The 17,309-nt window shown below is 65.1% G+C and carries 14 protein-coding genes; 3 read left to right on the forward strand and 11 right to left on the reverse strand.

The features are described 5' to 3' along the window. The first annotated feature begins 66 nt into the window (after nucleotides 1-66). On the forward strand, nucleotides 67-1,230 hold the full coding sequence (locus tag I6L33_RS15020; RefSeq protein WP_216972822.1) for an acetyl-CoA C-acyltransferase: 1,164 nt from the start codon (nucleotides 67-69) through the stop codon (nucleotides 1,228-1,230). Here I6L33_RS15020 and I6L33_RS15025 read toward each other — a convergent pair. From I6L33_RS15025 to I6L33_RS15075, 11 genes are all read right to left on the reverse strand, one after another. After that, a complete protein-coding gene (locus tag I6L33_RS15025; RefSeq protein WP_010633886.1) occupies nucleotides 1,227-2,450 on the reverse strand; it encodes an EAL and HDOD domain-containing protein in 1,224 nt (407 codons plus the stop codon). The two genes, I6L33_RS15020 and I6L33_RS15025, sit on opposite strands and share 4 nt — an antisense overlap. Nucleotides 2,451-2,578: 128 nt before the next feature. Further along, entirely contained in the window at nucleotides 2,579-3,835 is a 1,257-nt protein-coding gene (locus I6L33_RS15030; protein WP_010633887.1) for an OmpP1/FadL family transporter, read from the reverse strand. A gap of 253 nt (nucleotides 3,836-4,088) precedes the next feature. Next, nucleotides 4,089-5,387 (reverse strand): outer membrane protein transport protein, encoded by a 1,299-nt coding sequence (locus tag I6L33_RS15035; RefSeq protein WP_005301224.1) that lies wholly within the window; start codon nucleotides 5,385-5,387, stop codon nucleotides 4,089-4,091. A 410-nt stretch (nucleotides 5,388-5,797) separates the two neighbouring features. Then, nucleotides 5,798-6,541 carry a DUF3379 domain-containing protein gene (locus tag I6L33_RS15040; RefSeq protein ID WP_017782772.1) on the reverse strand — a complete coding sequence of 248 codons (744 nt, stop codon included), beginning with the start codon at nucleotides 6,539-6,541 and terminating at the stop codon, nucleotides 5,798-5,800. Next, on the reverse strand, nucleotides 6,534-7,124 hold the full coding sequence (locus tag I6L33_RS15045; protein ID WP_081013233.1) for a sigma-70 family RNA polymerase sigma factor: 591 nt from the start codon (nucleotides 7,122-7,124) through the stop codon (nucleotides 6,534-6,536). Before I6L33_RS15045 ends, I6L33_RS15040 begins: the two co-directional genes overlap by 8 nt. A gap of 12 nt (nucleotides 7,125-7,136) precedes the next feature. Next, complete coding sequence (locus I6L33_RS15050) at nucleotides 7,137-8,675, reverse strand: BatD family protein (RefSeq protein ID WP_054544843.1); 1,539 nt, start codon at nucleotides 8,673-8,675, stop codon at nucleotides 7,137-7,139. Beyond that, on the reverse strand, nucleotides 8,672-10,162 hold the full coding sequence (locus tag I6L33_RS15055; protein ID WP_054544844.1) for a VWA domain-containing protein: 1,491 nt from the start codon (nucleotides 10,160-10,162) through the stop codon (nucleotides 8,672-8,674). The genes I6L33_RS15050 and I6L33_RS15055 overlap by 4 nt, the downstream gene beginning before the upstream one ends. Then, nucleotides 10,162-11,172: a VWA domain-containing protein gene (locus tag I6L33_RS15060; protein ID WP_216972823.1), complete on the reverse strand. Its 1,011-nt coding sequence runs from the start codon at nucleotides 11,170-11,172 to the stop codon at nucleotides 10,162-10,164. Before I6L33_RS15060 ends, I6L33_RS15055 begins: the two co-directional genes overlap by 1 nt. Beyond that, the gene (locus tag I6L33_RS15065) at nucleotides 11,169-11,771 is read right to left on the reverse strand and encodes a DUF4381 domain-containing protein (RefSeq protein ID WP_216972824.1); all 603 of its coding nucleotides are present in this window, start codon (nucleotides 11,769-11,771) and stop codon (nucleotides 11,169-11,171) included. Before I6L33_RS15065 ends, I6L33_RS15060 begins: the two co-directional genes overlap by 4 nt. Further along, entirely contained in the window at nucleotides 11,756-12,646 is an 891-nt protein-coding gene (locus I6L33_RS15070) for a DUF58 domain-containing protein (RefSeq protein ID WP_216972825.1), read from the reverse strand. Before I6L33_RS15070 ends, I6L33_RS15065 begins: the two co-directional genes overlap by 16 nt. Nucleotides 12,647-12,680: 34 nt before the next feature. Next, on the reverse strand, nucleotides 12,681-13,631 hold the full coding sequence (locus tag I6L33_RS15075; RefSeq protein WP_216972826.1) for a MoxR family ATPase: 951 nt from the start codon (nucleotides 13,629-13,631) through the stop codon (nucleotides 12,681-12,683). A 193-nt stretch (nucleotides 13,632-13,824) separates the two neighbouring features. Between I6L33_RS15075 and fadI the strand changes: the two genes are divergently transcribed. Both fadI and fadJ read left to right on the forward strand, forming a co-directional pair. Beyond that, nucleotides 13,825-15,135, forward strand: coding sequence for an acetyl-CoA C-acyltransferase FadI (gene fadI, locus I6L33_RS15080; protein ID WP_005301198.1), 1,311 nt, complete (start codon nucleotides 13,825-13,827; stop codon nucleotides 15,133-15,135). Continuing rightward, nucleotides 15,135-17,258, forward strand: a complete 2,124-nt coding sequence (gene fadJ / locus I6L33_RS15085; protein WP_216972827.1) for a fatty acid oxidation complex subunit alpha FadJ — start codon at nucleotides 15,135-15,137, stop codon at nucleotides 17,256-17,258. The genes fadI and fadJ overlap by 1 nt, the downstream gene beginning before the upstream one ends. The last annotated feature ends 51 nt before the right edge of the window (nucleotides 17,259-17,309 follow it).

Genomic DNA, 17,309 nt, shown 5'->3' on the forward strand with positions numbered 1-17,309 from the left:
CGCAAGTCTTGTTCCCGCGACGGCGGCGGCATATGTTAGCTCAATGTAACAAGGAGAGTACAATTGATGGATATCGTGATTGTTGCGGCCAAACGTACCCCCATGGGGGCCTTTCAAGGGGCCCTGGCCAACCTGAGCGCACCCGAACTGGGTGCCTGTGCCATCGCCGCAGCCATGGCGCAGGCCGGGCTCAAGGGGGAGAAGATCGATGAGGCTTATCTTGGCAACGTGCTGAGTGCCGGGGTCGGCCAGGCGCCCGCCCGTCAGGCGGTGTTGAAGGCGGGCCTGCCGGACAGCATCCCCTGCACCACGGTCAACAAGGTGTGTGGTTCCGGCATGAAGGCGGTGATGCTGGCGGCCGATGGGTTGCGACTCGGTGACACGAACGTGGTGATCGCCGGCGGGATGGAGAGCATGAGCCGTGCCCCTTATCTGCTCGACAAGGCGCGCAGCGGTTTTCGGATGGGGCACCAGAGCGTGCTCGATCACATGTTCCTGGACGGGCTGCAGGATGCCTACGAAGGTCAACTGATGGGCCATTATGCCCAGCTGAGCGCGGATCGTGCCGGGCTGACCCGCTCCGACATGGATGCCTTTGCCATCACCTCGCTGGAGCGGGCACTGGCGGCCCAGCGCAGCGGCGCCTTTGCAGCGGAGCTGGCGCCGGTGAAGGCCGGAGAGACCCTGCTGCTGGCCGAGGATGAGCAGCCTGGCAAGGCACGCCCCGAGAAGATCCCCCAGCTCAAGCCGGCTTTCAGCAAGACGGGCACCATCACGGCGGCCAATGCCAGCTCCATCTCGGATGGGGCGGCGGCGCTGATCCTGATGCGGACCGACACCGCCGCGCAGCTTGGCGTGCCCGTGCTGGCACGGCTGGTGGGTTATCAGAGCCACGCGGCCCTGCCTGCCGAGTTCACCAGCGCGCCCATCGGGGCCATCGAGGGCTTGTTGGCCAAGGTGGGCTGGCAGGTGGGCGAGGTGGACCTGTTCGAGGTCAACGAGGCATTCGCCATGGTGAGCATGCTGGCCATGGCGGGTTGCAAGCTGCCCCATGACAAGGTGAACGTGAACGGCGGCGCCTGTGCCCTCGGTCATCCACTGGGAGCAAGTGGCGCCCGGATCCTGGTGACCCTGATCCACGCCTTGCGCGAACGTTGCCTCAAGCGCGGGATCGCCAGTCTGTGCATCGGGGGCGGGGAGGCGACCGCAGTCGCCATCGAGCTGGGTTAATCTGTCTCCGCCATCGCCTGGAGTTGCTGGTTGACCCAGGCGGTGGCGGTCAGATATAGCTGGCTGACCTTCTCTTCATTGAGCCCTAATTGGGCCGTTCTGGCGGTGATCCGCTGCCAGTTCGCATTCTCGTAATCTTCGCAAAACGACAGGTAGAACCCCAGGTTGCCCTTGCGCTCGAGCAGGGCGACCCGGATCTCCTCGATCAGCGGAATGGTGCCGAGCAGCTTGTCCATCGGCTGCTCCATCAAGACGTCAAGCAGGGAGAAGAGGCCGGTGATGAAGGCCTGCTGAGCCTCCTGGGTGGGCGCATGGGTATGGGCCAGCAGCTCGCAGAAACGGGCCCGGATCATCGACATCTGATAGAGCTCGGCGCTCTTGCCCTGGCCGGCGCTGGTGGCGGCCACCAGGGTCACGAAGCGCTTGAGCTGGGTGTGGCCGAGATAGACCGCCGCCTGGCGAAAGGAGGAGATGGGGTTGGCGTGGCTCTTGAGGTGGTTGACGTAACGCAGCAGCTTGAGTGACAGGGAGATGTCCTGACTCAGCAACTGCTCGATGCGGTTGAGATCCGGCTCGGCCTGGTTGACCACGTTGAGCAACTGCATCACCACCACCTGGGCCGGCTCCATGGTGGCCTGCTTGACCATTTCGGGGCGGCTGAAGAAGAAGCCCTGGAACAGGTCGATACCGAGCCGCTTGGCCCGCTCGAACTCCGCCTTGTCTTCCACCTTCTCGGCCAGATAGGTGAGCTTGAGCTGTTGATGCTGCTGGATGAACACCTTGATCCGCAACAGGGAGGTGGTGCGCAGATCGAACTTGATGATGTGGATGTAGGGGAGGAAGCGCTCCCAGTCCGGCGACAGGGTGAAGTCATCGAGTGCCAGCTGATAGCCCAGCTCGTGCAACTGCTTCACCTTGGCTAGCAGGGCGTCGTCGGGGGCGGCGTCTTCCAGGATTTCGATCACCACCTTCTCCGGCGGCAGGCATTCGGCCAGTCCTTCCAGCAGCAGGGAGTGGGGGAAGTTGATGAAGCAGGGGCGGCCGCCGAGCAGCTGATCGATGTTCTGTTGCAGGAACTGTTCGGCTACCAGCCTGGCCGTGGCCTGCTGGGAGGAGATGGGAGGAAACACGTTATCCAGACTGTCGCGAAACAGCAGCTCATAGGCGTGGGTCTTCAACTCCCGATCCAGGATGGGCTGCCTTGCTACGTAGGAATACATGCATCTCTCCAGCGGGTGTACTGGATTGATTTTATTGTGAAGCAGAGCACTATGCCAGCGCGTGAAGGCCAGAAACGGTCAATAACTGGCATAGTGCTTGAATAGACGGGCCCAGGAGGCCCGCCGGATCAGAACAGGTAGTTGAGCTGCAGGCCGGCCAGCCAGGCGTCCCCTTCCGAGGTGCCCTGGAAAGTGGAGGTAGTCTGCGGGATGCCGGGTTTGAGCTGCATGGTTTCGCTCACGTCCACCTTCTTGCCGTCGATCAGGGTGACCCCCAGATCCAGCGAGAGGTTGCGATCGAACTGATAACCCACCCCGGCGCTGTACCAGACCCGATCCGAGTCGGGGATGGAGATGGTGCGGCGATCTGCCGGCACCGGGCTGCGGTCGTAGGCAAGGCCCGAGCGCAGTGTCCATTGCGGCGCCAGCTGGTAGGTCAGACCCAGCGCATAGCGCCAGCTGTCATTCCAGTGTTCGTCCTTGATGTGCATGACGCCGTGGTGGTCGAGCTCGGACTCCAGCTGTACGAACTTGCTCCAGTTGGTCCAGTTGATGCTCGAGTGCAGTGCCAGCGCCGGCGTCAGCTGATGGAACAGGGCCAGCTCGGCGGTGGCGGGCAGCGGCAGATCCAGGCTGCCGGTATCGGTGAAGGGCTGACCGTTCTGATCGATGCCGATGGCATCGCCCGAGAGCTTCAGGGTCACGTCGTGGCGATAGGAGAGGCCGATGCGGGTCGCGTCCGACAGCTCCAGCAGGGTGCCCAGGTTCCAGCCCATGGCCCAGCCATCACCTTTGAGGTGCTTGGCAATCTGGTTGTTGGAGGGGAAGGTGCCGCCCACTTCCCCTTCGCCCCGAATGGCGGAGAGGCCGGCCCCGACGGACCAGACGCGGTTGACGCGATAGGCCAGCGAGGCGCCCAGATCCACGGTCTTGATGTCGGAGACGTTGCCGAAGTGGCCGGCATTGTAGTTGTCCGGCATCTTGACGCCGAGCCCGTAATAGGAGGTGGCGGCCAGCCCCAGGCGCCACTGATCGTTGAGCGGCACTATCAGGTAGGCGTTGGGCACCCAGGCATCATCGGCGATGTCGTGGGCCGCCGCATCCAGGTCGACCGGCCCTCTGGCGGTCGGCACCCGGGTGGTGCCCTCGATGTTGACATCGGGGTGCACATAGATGAAGCCACCGGAGAAGGCCATGGTATCGAAACGGGTCATGGCGGCGGCATTGCGGGAGAGCACGCTGGCATTGTCGGCGATGGCGGCTTCGCCCGCGAAGGCGCGGCCCATGCCGGTGGCGGATTGCTCGGCCAGCTGGAAACCTGCCGCCTGGGCCTGGCTCGACAGCACCAGCAGGGCGATGAGAGACGGCTTCATGATGGAGTGCATTGCATTGTCCTTGAAAGTGAACCTTGGGTTCGAACGTTTTTCTGATTGGATGCAGGATTTTATATGGTACGACCAGTAAGGCAACGGGCGCGGAAGCTGGCGGACGAAAACGGGATTAAATGCTGGAGGATGTGCAGCTAATAGCTTGATAAAAAAAGAAAAGCGTACAGTTGTTTACTACAGATGTACGCTGAAACAGGCATTGAGCATAAAAAAAGAGCGCCCGCAGGCGCTCTGGTCAATTCGCTGATGATCAGAATTTCATGTTGAACTGAGCGGAAGCGAGGAAGGCGTTGCCGTGGGAGGTGCCTTTCCAGCGCAGGGCCTCGTTGCTTTCAACCAGCTTCTCGTTGACGTCCACTTTCTTGCCGTCCAGATAGGCCATGCCGAAATCGACGCTCATGTCCTTGTCGATGTGGTAGGTGGCACCGGCGCTATACCAAACGCGGTCGGAGTCCGGGATGCTCAGGCTGCGGTATTCCGGCTCGATCGGGGTGTTGTCGTAGGCAAAGCCGATACGCGCTTCCCAGGACGGGTTGACGTACCAGGTACCGCCCAGGGAGTAGCGGGTGGAGTCCTTGAACTTCTCAGGCTTGTAGAGGCAGACACCGGCACCGTCGGTGCTGTTGCACTGACCGCTGGTGGCCTTGAGCTCCTGGAAGGCGCTCCAGTCGGTCCAGTTGACGGAGTAGTGCACCGCAAACTGCTGGTTCAGACGGTGGTAACCGGCGAACTCGGCCTGGGCCGGCAGATCCAGCGGCAGTTCGCCACCGACGGTCTTGAAGCCGGAGGAGGTACCCTGGTAGTCACCCTTGAACTTCAGATCCACCTGGGAGCGGTAGGTCAGGGCGAAGCGGTTGTTTTCGTTGACTTCGAACATGGTGCCCACGTTCCAGCCGTAACCCCAGTCGTCACCCTTCAGGTGGCTGACGATGGTGTCTTTGCCGACACCCGGTACGCTGCTCAGCGGCGGCACGGCGGCCAGCACGCCGGCACGGCGGTTCAGTTCAGCCTTGGCATAGACCAGGTTCACACCGGCACCGAAAGTGAAGTGCTGGTTGACGCGGTAGGCGATGTTCGGGTTGATGTTGAAGGTCAGCAGTTCGGTGTTGCCGGCAATGGAGCCACCGTTGAAGTTCTCGGTGTACTCGGTCGACAGACCGTAGTTGGAGAACAGGCCGATACCCCAGGCCCACTGATCGTTCAGCGGCTGGATGAAGTAGGTGGCGGGCACGAAGGCGCTCGGTGCGATGCCGCTCTCGCTGGCGCCGGCCATCTTGGCGGAACCTGCATAGATGTCACCATTTACATCCACGTCCGGCTTGATGTAGGTGCCGGATACGGAGAACGCCATCTTGTCAAACTGGGTCATGGCTGCCGGGTTGCGGGACAACACGGAGGCGTTGTCTGCCACGGCGGCTTCCCCGGCGTACGCACGGCCCAGACCGGAGGCTGAGTGTTCGTTCAGCTGAAACGCGGCGGCGAAGGTTTGGGTACTGGCCAGAGTGACGGCGGCAGCGATCAGGCTCTTTTTGAAAAAGGCAGTTGTCATAGTGTTCTCTCTTGTAGGCAGATTTTCTGTCAGCATCGGGGCTTTTTTGCCTCCGTATGTGACAAGATCTGTTGTTATTTCAGCTTCTTCCCATTCAATTCTGGCGTGATTCTATGGATCTGGTAGGAGGTAAGAAATCAGACCAGTGACAGCAGAATACATAAAAGTTTCTGGAGTGTTAATCATTTGTTTGAATGTGCCGCATAAATAGTCTCTTTTACCATTTATTGGATAAAAAACACGCACATAGGGCGATCTGCATCACAAAAATATTTTTCGGCACTTGCCGTGAATGAGCCGGAAATGGCGGCAAATCGTGGGGGATAAGGGCGGAAACGGGCAGCCAAGTTGTCTGGTCTGCCCGTCGAATTGACCCGAGTTCGTTCGGGTCAGGATTGCGTTAACACCTGTTAAATCGACCAGTGCAGTCGGGATTCCAGCTGCTGCGCCACCGGTGCCAGCGGCTCCTCCATGTCACCGATCAATACCATGTTGGCCCCCTTGAGTTGCAGGATCTCCCCCTTGAGCTGGCCATCCTCGAAGGTGGGCTGCAGGGTGAGCGGCACATGCTTGGGCACCAGGAACAGGGTGACCGGGCCCATCTTGCCCTGCAGCACCATGTGCAGCGCCGGCCCCTGATAGAAGGAGCAGTGGTTGACATAGGTGATCTTCAGCCCCTGCATGCCCATCAGGGTGGCGCCATATTTCTCCATCTTGGCGTTGATGGTGCGCAGGCTCACCTGCTCGTCCACATCCTTGATGAAGGGCTCCTCGCCATAGACGTGGGCCATGGCGACCTGGGCCAGTGAGAGTTCGTCCGGGGTGGCCTGCGGCCAGCTCAGCCAGCGGGTGCTCATGCCGAGCAGGAAGGCAACCGAGGCGGCCATCGCCAGCGCACGCCAGTTGCTGCGCGGGCGCACCGGCAGGGGCACCACCTGCTCCTGATCTGCTTCCAGTGCCTGCCTGAGCAGGATGCGCTCGGCCAGGCCGGCCGGCACCTCGACCTCCATCGCCCGCTGCAGGCTGCGATCGAGCTGCTTCATCTCTTCCAGATGCTTGCGATTGGCGGGGGAGCGCTGGGCCTGCTCGAGAAACGCGGGATCCTGCTCATGTGGATGGGCTATGGCCCGACGGCGAAATTCCAGCTCATCCATTGGTGTGTCCTCTCTGTTGGATCGTTGACTCCATGGCCTCTTTGATCTGGTTGCGGGCCCGAAACAGGCGGGTCATGACGGTGTTCTTGTTCAGCCCCAGTTGCGCCGCGATCTCGTCGCCGCTGAAGCCTCCCAGCACCTGCAGCAGCAGGGGCTCCTGGTATTCTGCCGGCAGGCGGGCGATGTGGCGTCTGAGCCACTCGTTCTCCATCTCCTGCTCGCTGTGCAGCGCCTCCTGATCGCTCTGGGGGTGCTCGTCGAGATCGACGAGATCGAACTGCTTGCGCTCGAAGCGCCGGGCGTTCTCTCGCCGCAGTATGGTGATGAGCCAGGCCTTGGCGGCCTTGTCATCCACCAGGGTGTCTATCCCCTTCCAGGCGCGCAGGAAGGTCTCCTGCACCAGGTCTTCCGCCACTTGCGGATCCCGGCACAGCCAGTAGGCATAGCGGTAGATGTCCCCGTGCAGGGCATGCACCAGGGCTTCGTATTTGGTTTGTTTGTCGGCCATACCTCCATAGACCGGGGAGGTCGTGGGATCCTTTCCGACCGTGGCGCCTTTTTTTCTGAAAAATCCTAAAGCCATCGCTGGGCTTCCTTATTTGAATGAAGGCCCGGATCCACCGATCCGGGCCAGTTGCCTGAGGCCATAGGCTATCGCAAAAGTTTCCTGGCCGCATAGGGCCGCGGCAAAGCCACGCCAGTCGTGCCCATCATGGCCAGCGGGGGAGACGGCGGCAAAACAGGCTCGCTCCAGGGCGGCGAAGTGGGGCGCAAGGGCGGGATCGCGGCGACAGGGCAGGGTGTCGAGACGAAGATGGGGCTGTGGCCAGCGCAGGGCGGCCCAGCCAAGCAGGTGTTGGCGGATCGGCTCGGCCTCGGTGCGGGCCAGCGCCCGCTGCAGGCGATAAAAGGCGTGCCAGCGCGGCCCGTGGCGCCAGCAGGCGCGCAGCAGCAGAGCCCAGATGACCCAGCGCAGGCTCTCGTCGTTCGGCCCATCCTGTGCCAGTTGCCCCTGCGCGCCCGCGGTGATGTGCAGGGGGACGGCGGGTAAGTGCGCGTATTCGATGCGCTTGTGTTGGGTGTTGAACCAGGCCAGCTCGATGGCGGGCAGCAGGTAGTCGCCGGGCTCGTCGACGGTCAGGGCCTGACGCCACTCGCGCTCGAAGCGCAGCGTCCCCTCGGCGAGATAGCGCTCCTGCTGCTGCTCTCCATCCGGTCTGGCCTGCACGCCGGCGGGCAGGCCGGATGAGCCGAGACGTGCCAGATTGAGGCGACTGCCATCCCCCCCCTCCAGGGTGAGGGTCAGGGTGCGGATCACCGGTTCGCCCGCTCTGGCGCCGGTGGTGGGATCCAGCCGCTGGCTCAGGGTGAGCCGGCTCGCCACCGGTTGCAGCGGAGGCTCGTCGATCTGCACGAACAGGGTGGCGGCCCGGGCCGAGAGGGGGTCGCTGCCGCCGTCATCTTGCGGCAGGCGCCCCTGAAAGCGGGGGGACTCCAGCGGATGGCGCCCGGCCTCCCTGGCCTGCAACAGCCAGCTGCGGGTCAGCCGGCCCGGCAGGCTGGGGCTCGCCGGGGGCTGCCACTGATCGTTGCCGAGACGGCGGACGGTGAAGGCATCGCTGGCCGGTTCGGTGAGGTTGGGGGCCTCCATGTTGGCGGGCAGCCAGAGGCTGAGCTGATAGACAAAGGGCTGACCGGGGTAGAGCGGCCCCTGTTGCAGCACTCGGGCCTGCAACTCGATGGGGGAGATGGCTGGTGCAGGCACCAGGCTGCCGCTCTCGGAGCGCGGCGGAAAGGGGATGGACGGTGTCTGCTCCGTCCCCAGCGACAGAGCCGGCACCTGCTGCTCTGCGTCGTCCAGCAGGTGCAGGGGGATCTGCCAGCGGGTCAGGTTTTGCTGTGGAGCCGTGACCCGGCTCATGGTCACCTTGCCCACCGCAAAGCGGCGCAGCAGGGGGGTGATGGCGAGTTCATCGCTCTGGCGCTCGCCGTCCGCTTCGATGATCAGCAGCCAGTCGCGGCGATCGGCCCCCGGCAGCAGCTCGGCCCGGGGCGGGGCGGCAAAGAGCTGCGCCGGCAGCAGCCAGAGCAGCAGAAGGCAGAGCGCATGGCAAGGGGCAAAGAGGCGCGTCACCAGGGATCCTCCCCTCTTGTGGGGAGAAGGCCCTTGTCGGCCTCCTGCTCGCGCCTGCGCTGATCCTCCTTGCGCAGCCGCTGCTCCAGCAGCAGTACGGGGGGGGATGGAGGTAGCGGGACATCCGGGGTAGCGGCCTGTTCGGGGGGATCGACAGGCTTGGGATCCTGCGCCTCTGGTGCTGCCGCGGGCGGCTGGGCGCGCAGCAGCGCCAGGTTGTAAAGTGCGTCTTCATGGTTGGGGGCCAGTGCCAGCGCAGCCAGATAGGCCTGCTCGGCGGCGGCCAGCTGGCCCAGCTGTACCAGGGCGTTGCCCCGGTTGTAGTGGGCGGTGGCGCTGTTGGCCCGGCCGTAGGCGGCAACGGCCCGGCCGTAGTCGCCGGCCCGATACCAGGCATTGCCCTGCCAGACGGGATCGGCAAAGGCGCGGGCCGCCTCCTGATAGCGTCCCTGCAAGAAGGCCTGCCAGGCCAGGTTGTCCCCGCCGGGGGGCATGCTGGCAAGCGCCGGATTGGCCTGCAGGGAGGGGGGCGTCAGCAAGAGTGTCCCCATCATCACCAGCCAGAGGCTACCGATGCGGGCCAGCAGTGCCAGCGGCAGCAGGGGCAGCAGCAGCCAGGGGCCGAGATCCTGCGCCTGGTGGGCGCCTGTGGTCTGACTCATGGGCAGGGGGGAAAAATGCGGCAATCCTTGCTGCAGCCACTGCAGCTGACCGCCGAGTTCGCCGGCCAGCTGCTGCAGCGTTGCCACATCCGGGGCGGGCAGCTCGCGGCCAAGGCCGCCGCCCAGGGTGGCGGGCAGTTGACTGGCCTGGCCTGCGTTGACCAGCAGGATATCGAGACGGGCTTGCACTTCGGGGTGGCAAAAGAGGTTGCCCTGGCAGGGCCAGCTCGCCTTGATCCGCTCGGCCTGACGGGCGGTCAGGTCATCGGTGATCAGCAGCAGGCGGGCCTGCCGGCCGGCGGGGATCTGCTTGAGCGCCAGTGCCACGGCGCGCTCGGGCGCACTGCCCTGTCTTGGCATGATGGCCGGGCGCAGGTCGGGCAGCAGCAGGGCGATGGCCTGCTGATCCCGGGTGGGCGGCATGGCGAGGTAGGCATCCCCGGCAAACAGAATGAGGGCGATGGGATGGGCTGCTTCCTGCCGCTCGCTGTCGGCCAGCAGATCCTGCAGCAGCACCCGCACCCGGGTGGCCCGATCCGGCAACAGGTCGGTGGCCAGCATGGAGCGGGAGAGATCCAGCAGCCAGATGTCGAGGGCGGGGCTTGGCACGCTCAGGCTCTGCTGGCGCAGGGCCGGGCCGCTCAAGGCCAGGATCACCGGCAGGCAGGCCAGCCAGAGCCAGGGGCGCTGGCGCCGCTGTCCCGGCAGCAGATAGGCCTGCATGGCGGGGGCCAGCAGCGGGGCCTGGCGGCGACGGCGCCACCCCTGCCACAGCCAGGGCAGCAGGGCCAGCAACCAGAGTGGGCGCAGCAGGGTGAGCTCCATCATGGGGCGCCTCGGGACGGCTGATCAGGCAAGGCCTTGCGAGTCAGTCGCGCTGGCCAGCGCAAACGGGCTGGCCAGCTCAGCAGCAACCAGGCCAGCGCCAGGGGCCAGGGGTAGAGCTCCACGTTGGGGCGATAGCGGGTCTGCACGGTGGCGACGGGCTCCAGGGTATCCAGCGCCTGATTGATGGCCTCGAGATCCCCCTGGGTGCGCGCCCGGAAGTAACGGCCATGGCCCACCTCGGCCAGTTGCTGCAAGAGGGCTTCGTCCAGCTCGGCGCTGGGGTCGCTCTGGGCCGGGGTCAGCGCGGGTGCCATGGCCTCGGCAAAGGTATCCGGATCGGCGCCCACCCCCAGGGTATAGAGGCGAATGCCTGCGGCGGCGGCCTGCTTGGCCTCGCTCAGGGGATCGGCGCTGCCGGCAGTGTTGCGCCCGTCGGTGACCAGCAAGAGGGCGGTGGAGCGGTTGGGAGCCTTGTGCTGGCGAGAAAGCAGAATGGCCTCGCCCAGCGCGGTGGTGCGCCCCACCAGCTCGAAATCGAGCTCGCGGGTGAGGCCGAGCAGGGCGTTGGTCTCCTGGGTCAGGGGCGAGAGCAGGTAGGCGTGGTCGGCGAACACGATGAGGGCGATGCGATCGCCGGGGCGGGCGGCGATGAGCCTGTCTATCTGCTGGCGCACCGCGCTGAGCCGGTCTTTTTGCTCCCCGTCGTCCAGCATGTCCTGGGTGCGCATGCTGTCGGAGAGATCCACCGCCAGGATGAGATCCCGGCTGCTCTGATAGCTCACCTGAGGCGGCTCCTGCCACTGGGGGCGGCAGAGCGCCAGCACCAGGGCGCACCAGCACAGCGCCATCCGCCACAGGGGCTGGCCGGCATGGGGGCGCAGCAGAGGAAAGCCGGCATGGTTCAGCACGCCGGGGTCGTGTGCGCTGCTGGGGCGGGGTGGCAGACCGAAGCGCACCAGCAGCGGCAGCACCAGCGCCAGGGCAAACCAGGGCCAGGCGAGGATCATGGCTGCCTCCGGATGTGCACATCTCTTGTATGGCTTCGCCAGCGAGTGCGCAGCGCCAGCAACCAGGCTGGCGGGCAGATGCAGTGACGTCCCCAGGCGAGGTAGGCCCGGCGCAGTGTCTGGCGCTGCTGCGCATCCGGGCTTTGACCGCCGTAGAGCCAGGCAGACCAGTGCGGGGCCAGCTCGCGAAAGCGGCTGCCTCCCAGAGGATCGAGCCCCAAAGAATCGAGCCCCAAAGAATCGAGCCCCAAAGAATCAAGAAAGACAAGCCAGGGCTCGCCCTGCAGGGAGGCCGCTTCGGGCCAGCGCGGCAGCACGGCCTCGCGCATCACGGCCTGCAACCTGGGTACCAGATCGGGGGCCTGCCAGTCGAGCTGCCGCCGCCAGCGGCGATAACGCAACAGGCTCTGCACGCCGAGGATGATCAAGGTGCCGACCAGCAGAGCGATCAGCAGCCACCACCAGCCCAGCAGGCGGGGATCAGAGGCGAGCTGCAGCGGTGGGCCGGGATGAATGTCGCGCAGCTGGGCCGCCAGCGGGGAAGTGGGGACGCTGCTGCCCGGTACGGCGCTGGCAAGCCAGCTCAGAATTGGCGACATGCCCCCTCCTGCCACTGGCGTTGCAGCGGCTGGCCGTTGTCGAGCCGGTAGAGGCGCTGCACCAGCGGCAGCAGTTGCTGATGGCTCTGGCGGGCCAGCTGCTCGGCGGCCGCTTGATAGCGCCAGGCGAACCCCGCTTCGCCGGCCTCGAGCCAGCCGCTCTGCTGGCCGGCGCGCACCGCCAGGCGGCCCTGGGCGGGCAGGGCTGCCTCCAGCGGATCGCGGATCTGCCAGCAATGAATGTCATGGCGCCGACCGAGCAGCTGCAACTGGCGGCAGAGCGCCTCATCGAGGGGGCTGTGATCGGTGATCAGGGTCAATCTGGCGCCGTGGGGCAGGTTGAGCCGGGCCAGGGTATGGGCCAGGGCGTGGGGTGGCGGTGTGCGTGCCAGCCCCAGCCGGTAATGGTGGCAGAGGGCCTCCAGCAGCGGCACCAGCGGGCCGCGCTGATGTTGCAGGTGTGTCTCCACGCCGTGGCAGATCAGGGTGTTGGCCTGCTTTTCCCCTTGCCAGAGCAGGGCGGCGGCCAGCTCGCAGCCCAGGCGTGCCTTGAGCTGGTGATGTGAGCCGAAGTACATGGCCGGGGAGAGGTCGAGCAGCAGCCAGTGGGCCTGATCCTGCTCTTCGCTGTAGAGGCGGGTATAAGGGCGACCGAGACGGGCGGTCACCCGCCAGTCGATGTGGCGCACCTCGTCACCGGCCTGATAGGCGCGCAGCTCGCGAAAGATGAGCCCCGGCGTGCGGCCCAGCCGCCCCTGCGCCACCGGTTGAATGGGCGAGCGCGGCCCCTGCCGGGCCCACAACCTGATCGCCAGCAACCTGGCAAGCGGCAGGGCGATATCTGGATGGGCGAGGGGATCGGCGGCGTGCGTCATGGCAGCAGGGTCTGCGCAGAGGGAGCGAGCGGGCTCAGGGGCATGGGATCGCATCCAGCAGCAGGGTGATGAGCGCCTCGTTGTCGAGGTTGTCAGCCAGCGCCTGATAACTGGGAATGAGGCGATGGCGCAGCACGGCCGGCGCCAGCTGCTGAATGTCTTCGGGCAGCACGAAATCCCGCCCGGCCAGCCAGGCCCTGGCGCGAGCCGCCCTGGCCAGACCTATGCTGGCCCTGGGGCTGGCGCCCACCGCGACCAGGGGCTCGAGTTCCGGACACAAGCCGCTGCCGGGGCGGGTGGCGCAGACCAGCTGCACCAGATAGTGTTCGAGGCGCCCCTGCATCTGCACCGCCTGCACCGCGCTGCGGGCCACCAGCAGATCGGCCTGGCTCAGGGTGAGTGGCGGCGTTGGCAGGGTGTCGCCCTGGGCGTTGAGCTGGAGGATGGCCAGCTCCATGGCGGGGCTCGGGTAGTCCACCAGCAGCTTGAGCAGGAAGCGATCGAGCTGGGCCTCCGGCAGGGGATAGGTCCCCTCCTGTTCTATCGGGTTTTGCGTGGCGGCCACCATAAAGAGGGGCGGCAGGCGCCAGCTCTTCTTGCCCACGGTGATCTGATGCTCGGCCATCGCTTCCAAGAGGGCGGATTGCACCTTGGCCGGCGCCCGGTTGATCTCGTCCGCCAGCACCAGGTGGTTGAAGAGGGGGCCGGGCTGAAACACGAAGCTGGCATCCTGAGGGTGAAACACCTCACTGCCGGTGAGATCGGCGGGCAGCAGGTCGGGGGTGAACTGGATGCGGGCGAAGCGTCCCTCCACCGCGCCGGCCAGCGCCTTGACGGCCCGGGTCTTGGCAAGACCGGGGGCTCCCTCGATCAACACATGTCCTTCACATAACAGGGCGATCAGCAGCCCCTCGATGAGGGGGCCCTGTCCCAGAATCTGACTACCAAGATAGTCCCCAAGCTGTCTGAACTCGGCCGCTGCCATGCAATAAACCCGTTGTTTTCATAGAAGTTGATCTTTTTATACTCCAGTTGGCGCACAAGGGCGAGGGAGGGGGCCAAGATGGCGGCAATTTAGTTTCAATCAGCCGTATGAAATTTGTGAGTGGATTGTTAAGATGTGGCGCAATGAGGTCAGACCTCTCCCTTTAGTCTTCTCGTTTAATCAAGGAGCCAGGATGAAAGAGCCATTGAAACTGACGACTCGCCAGGGCGAACGGATTGCCGTCGTGGCGGGTTTGCGCACCCCCTTTGCCAAGCAGGCCACTGCCTTTCACGGCGTGCCAGCGGTGGATCTGGGCAAACTGGTGGTGAGCGAGATGCTCGCTCGCACCGATCTCGATCCCAAGCTCATCGACCAGCTGGTGTTCGGCCAGGTGGTACAGATGCCGGAAGCCCCCAACATCGCCCGCGAGATCGTGCTCGGCACTGGCATGAGCGTCAGCACCGATGCCTATAGCGTGTCGCGCGCCTGCGCCACCAGTTTCCAGGCCGTCGCCAACGTCACCGAATCCATCATGGCCGGCACGGTGGACATCGCCATCGCCGGCGGTGCCGACTCCTCCTCCGTGCTGCCCATCGGGGTGAGCAAGAAGCTGGCCCGCGCCCTGGTGGATCTCAACAAGGCGCGCAATCTGCAGCAGCGCTTCAATATCCTGCGCCAGTTGCGGGTCAAGGATCTGCTGCCGGTGCCGCCCGCCGTGGCCGAGTACTCCACCGGTCTCTCCATGGGCCAGACCGCCGAGCAGATGGCCAAGAGCCACCAGATCAGCCGCGAGGCGCAAGACGCGCTGGCGCACCGCTCCCATACCCTGGCCGCTCAGGCCTGGGCCGATGGCAAGCTCAATGGCGAGGTGTTCACCGCTCACGTGCCTCCTTACAAGGCGCCGCTGGAGCGAGACAACAACATCCGCGAAAGTTCGGATCTGGCGAGCTACGCCAAGCTCAAGCCGGTGTTTGACCGACTGCACGGCTCCGTCACCGCCGCCAACGCCACCCCGCTCACCGACGGCGCTGCCGCCGTGCTGCTGATGCGCGAAGGGCGGGCCCGCGAGCTCGGTCTCGAGCCGCTCGGCTATATCCGCAGCTTCGCGTTTTCTGCCATCGATGTGTGGCAGGACATGCTGATGGGCCCCTCCTACGCCACCCCGCTGGCGCTGGACCGCGCCGGCATCACGCTCAGCGATCTCACTCTGATCGACATGCACGAAGCCTTTGCCGCCCAGACCCTGGCCAACCTCAAGATGTTTGCCAGCCACGAGTTTGCCCAGAGCAAGCTGGGGCGCGATCAGGCCATCGGCGAAGTGGACATGGACAAATTCAACGTCCTCGGTGGCTCGCTGGCCTATGGTCACCCCTTTGCCGCCACCGGTGCGCGGATGATCACCCAGACCCTGCACGAGCTGCGGCGTCGGGGAGGAGGATTGGGGCTGAACACCGCCTGTGCGGCGGGCGGTCTCGGCGTGGCCATGGTGTTGGAGGTAGAGTGATGAGCGAGAAGACTTTTTCCCTGGCGGTGCGCCAGGATGGCATCGGCATTCTCACCATGGATGTGCCGGGCGAGAGCATGAATACCCTCAAAGCCGCCTTCGTGGACGAGATCCGCGCGGTGCTGGCCGAGGTGAAAGCCAATAAAGAGCTGATCGGCCTGGTGGTGGTCTCAGGCAAGAAGGACTCCTTCATCGCCGGCGCCGACATCAGCATGCTGGCGGCCTGCACCAGTGCTAAGGATGCCGAGACGCTGTCGCGGGAAGGGCAGGTGATCTTCGCCGAGATCGAGTCGCTGCCCATTCCGGTGATCGCCGCCATCCACGGCCCCTGCCTCGGCGGCGGGCTGGAGCTGGCGCTGGCCTGTCATGGCCGGGTGGTCACCGATCACGGCAAGACGGTGCTCGGCCTGCCCGAGGTGCAACTGGGCTTGCTGCCGGGCTCCGGCGGGACCCAGCGTCTGCCGCGCCTCATCGGGGTGGCCAAGGCGCTCGACCTGATGCTGACCGGCAAGCAGGTGCGGGCCAAGCAGGCCAGGAAACTGGGGCTGGTGGACGATGTGGTGCCGCCCTCCATCCTGCTGGAGGCCGCCATCAAGCTGGCCAAGAAGGGCAAGCCCCGGCACGAGCTCAAGCGAGATCTGCAGGGCAAACTGCTGGAGACCAACAAGCTCGGCCGCAAGGTATTGTTCGATCAGGCCCGCAAGGGGGTGAAGGCGAAGACCCGCGGCAACTACCCGGCTCCTGAGCTGATCCTGGAGGTGGTGCGCATCGGGGTGGAAGAGGGGATGCAGGCAGGCCTTGCCGCCGAATCCCGCCACTTTGGCGAGCTGGTGATGACCAGCGAATCCGCCGCCCTGCGCTCCATCTTCTTTGCCACCACCGAGATGAAGAAGGAGGTCACCTATCAGGGGGCCGAGCCGCGCAAGGTGGGCCATGCCGCCGTGCTGGGCGGCGGTCTGATGGGGGGCGGCATCGCCTTCGTCACCGCCACCAAGGCGGGGGTACCGGTACGGATCAAGGACGTGGCCAGTGCCGGCATCGGCAACGCCATGCGCTACAGCTACGACATCCTGACCAAGAAGCTCAAGCGTCGTCATATCCTGCGCAGCGAGCTTGAGAAGCAGATGAGCCTGCTCACCGGCACCCTCGACTACTCCGGTTTCCACCGGGTCGACATGGTGGTGGAAGCCGTGTTCGAAGATCTCGCCCTCAAACACCAGATGGTGCAGGACGTGGAGCGCGAATGTGGCGAGCACACAGTGTTTGCCTCCAACACCTCCTCCCTGCCTATCCACCAGATCGCCTCGGCGGCGGCACACCCGGAGCGGGTGGTGGGGCTGCACTACTTCAGCCCGGTGGACAAGATGCCGCTGGCGGAAATCATCCCCCACGCCGGCACCAGTGCCGAGACGGTTGCCACTACCCTGGCCTTCGCCCGTGCCCAGGGCAAGACCCCCATCGTGGTCAAGGATGAGGCGGGCTTCTACGTCAACCGCATCCTGGCTCCTTACATGAACGAGGCGGCGCGCCTGGTGCTGGAAGGGGAGCCAGTGGAGGTGCTGGACGGTGCCCTGCTCGATTTCGGCTTCCCGGTGGGCCCCATCACCCTGCTGGACGAGGTGGGGATCGACGTTGGCGCCAAGATCTCCCCGATCCTCGAGAAAGAGCTGGGGGGCGAGCGCTTCCAGGCGCCGGCGGCCTTTGACAAGCTGCTGCAAAACGATCGCAAGGGGCGCAAGAACGGCAAGGGCTTCTACCTCTATGGCAAGGCCGCCAAGGGCAAGAAGAAGGTGGACGACAGCGTCTACGGCGTCTTGGGCGTCAGCCCCCAGGCCAAACAGGCCAAGGCGGAGATCGCCGAGCGCTGCGTGCTGATGATGCTCAACGAAGCGGCCATGGCGCTCGACAGCGGCGTGGTGGCCTCGGCCCGCGATGGCGACATCGGCGCCATCTTCGGCATCGGCTTCCCGCCGTTCCTGGGGGGCCCGTTCCGCTACATGGACAGCCTTGGCATCGAGCACCTGGTGGCGCGTCTTGAGCACTACCAGAAGCGCCATGGCGATCGCTTCGCCCCCTGCGATCGCCTCAAGGCGATGGCGGCGGAGCAGCAGCGCTTCTATTGAGGGTGCGCCGCTCGCGGCAACAGGCCAACTGACAAGGAGGCGACCCCAGGG

Source organism: Aeromonas sp. FDAARGOS 1403, assembly GCF_019047325.1.
Classification (GTDB): Bacteria; Pseudomonadota; Gammaproteobacteria; order Enterobacterales; family Aeromonadaceae; genus Aeromonas; species Aeromonas dhakensis.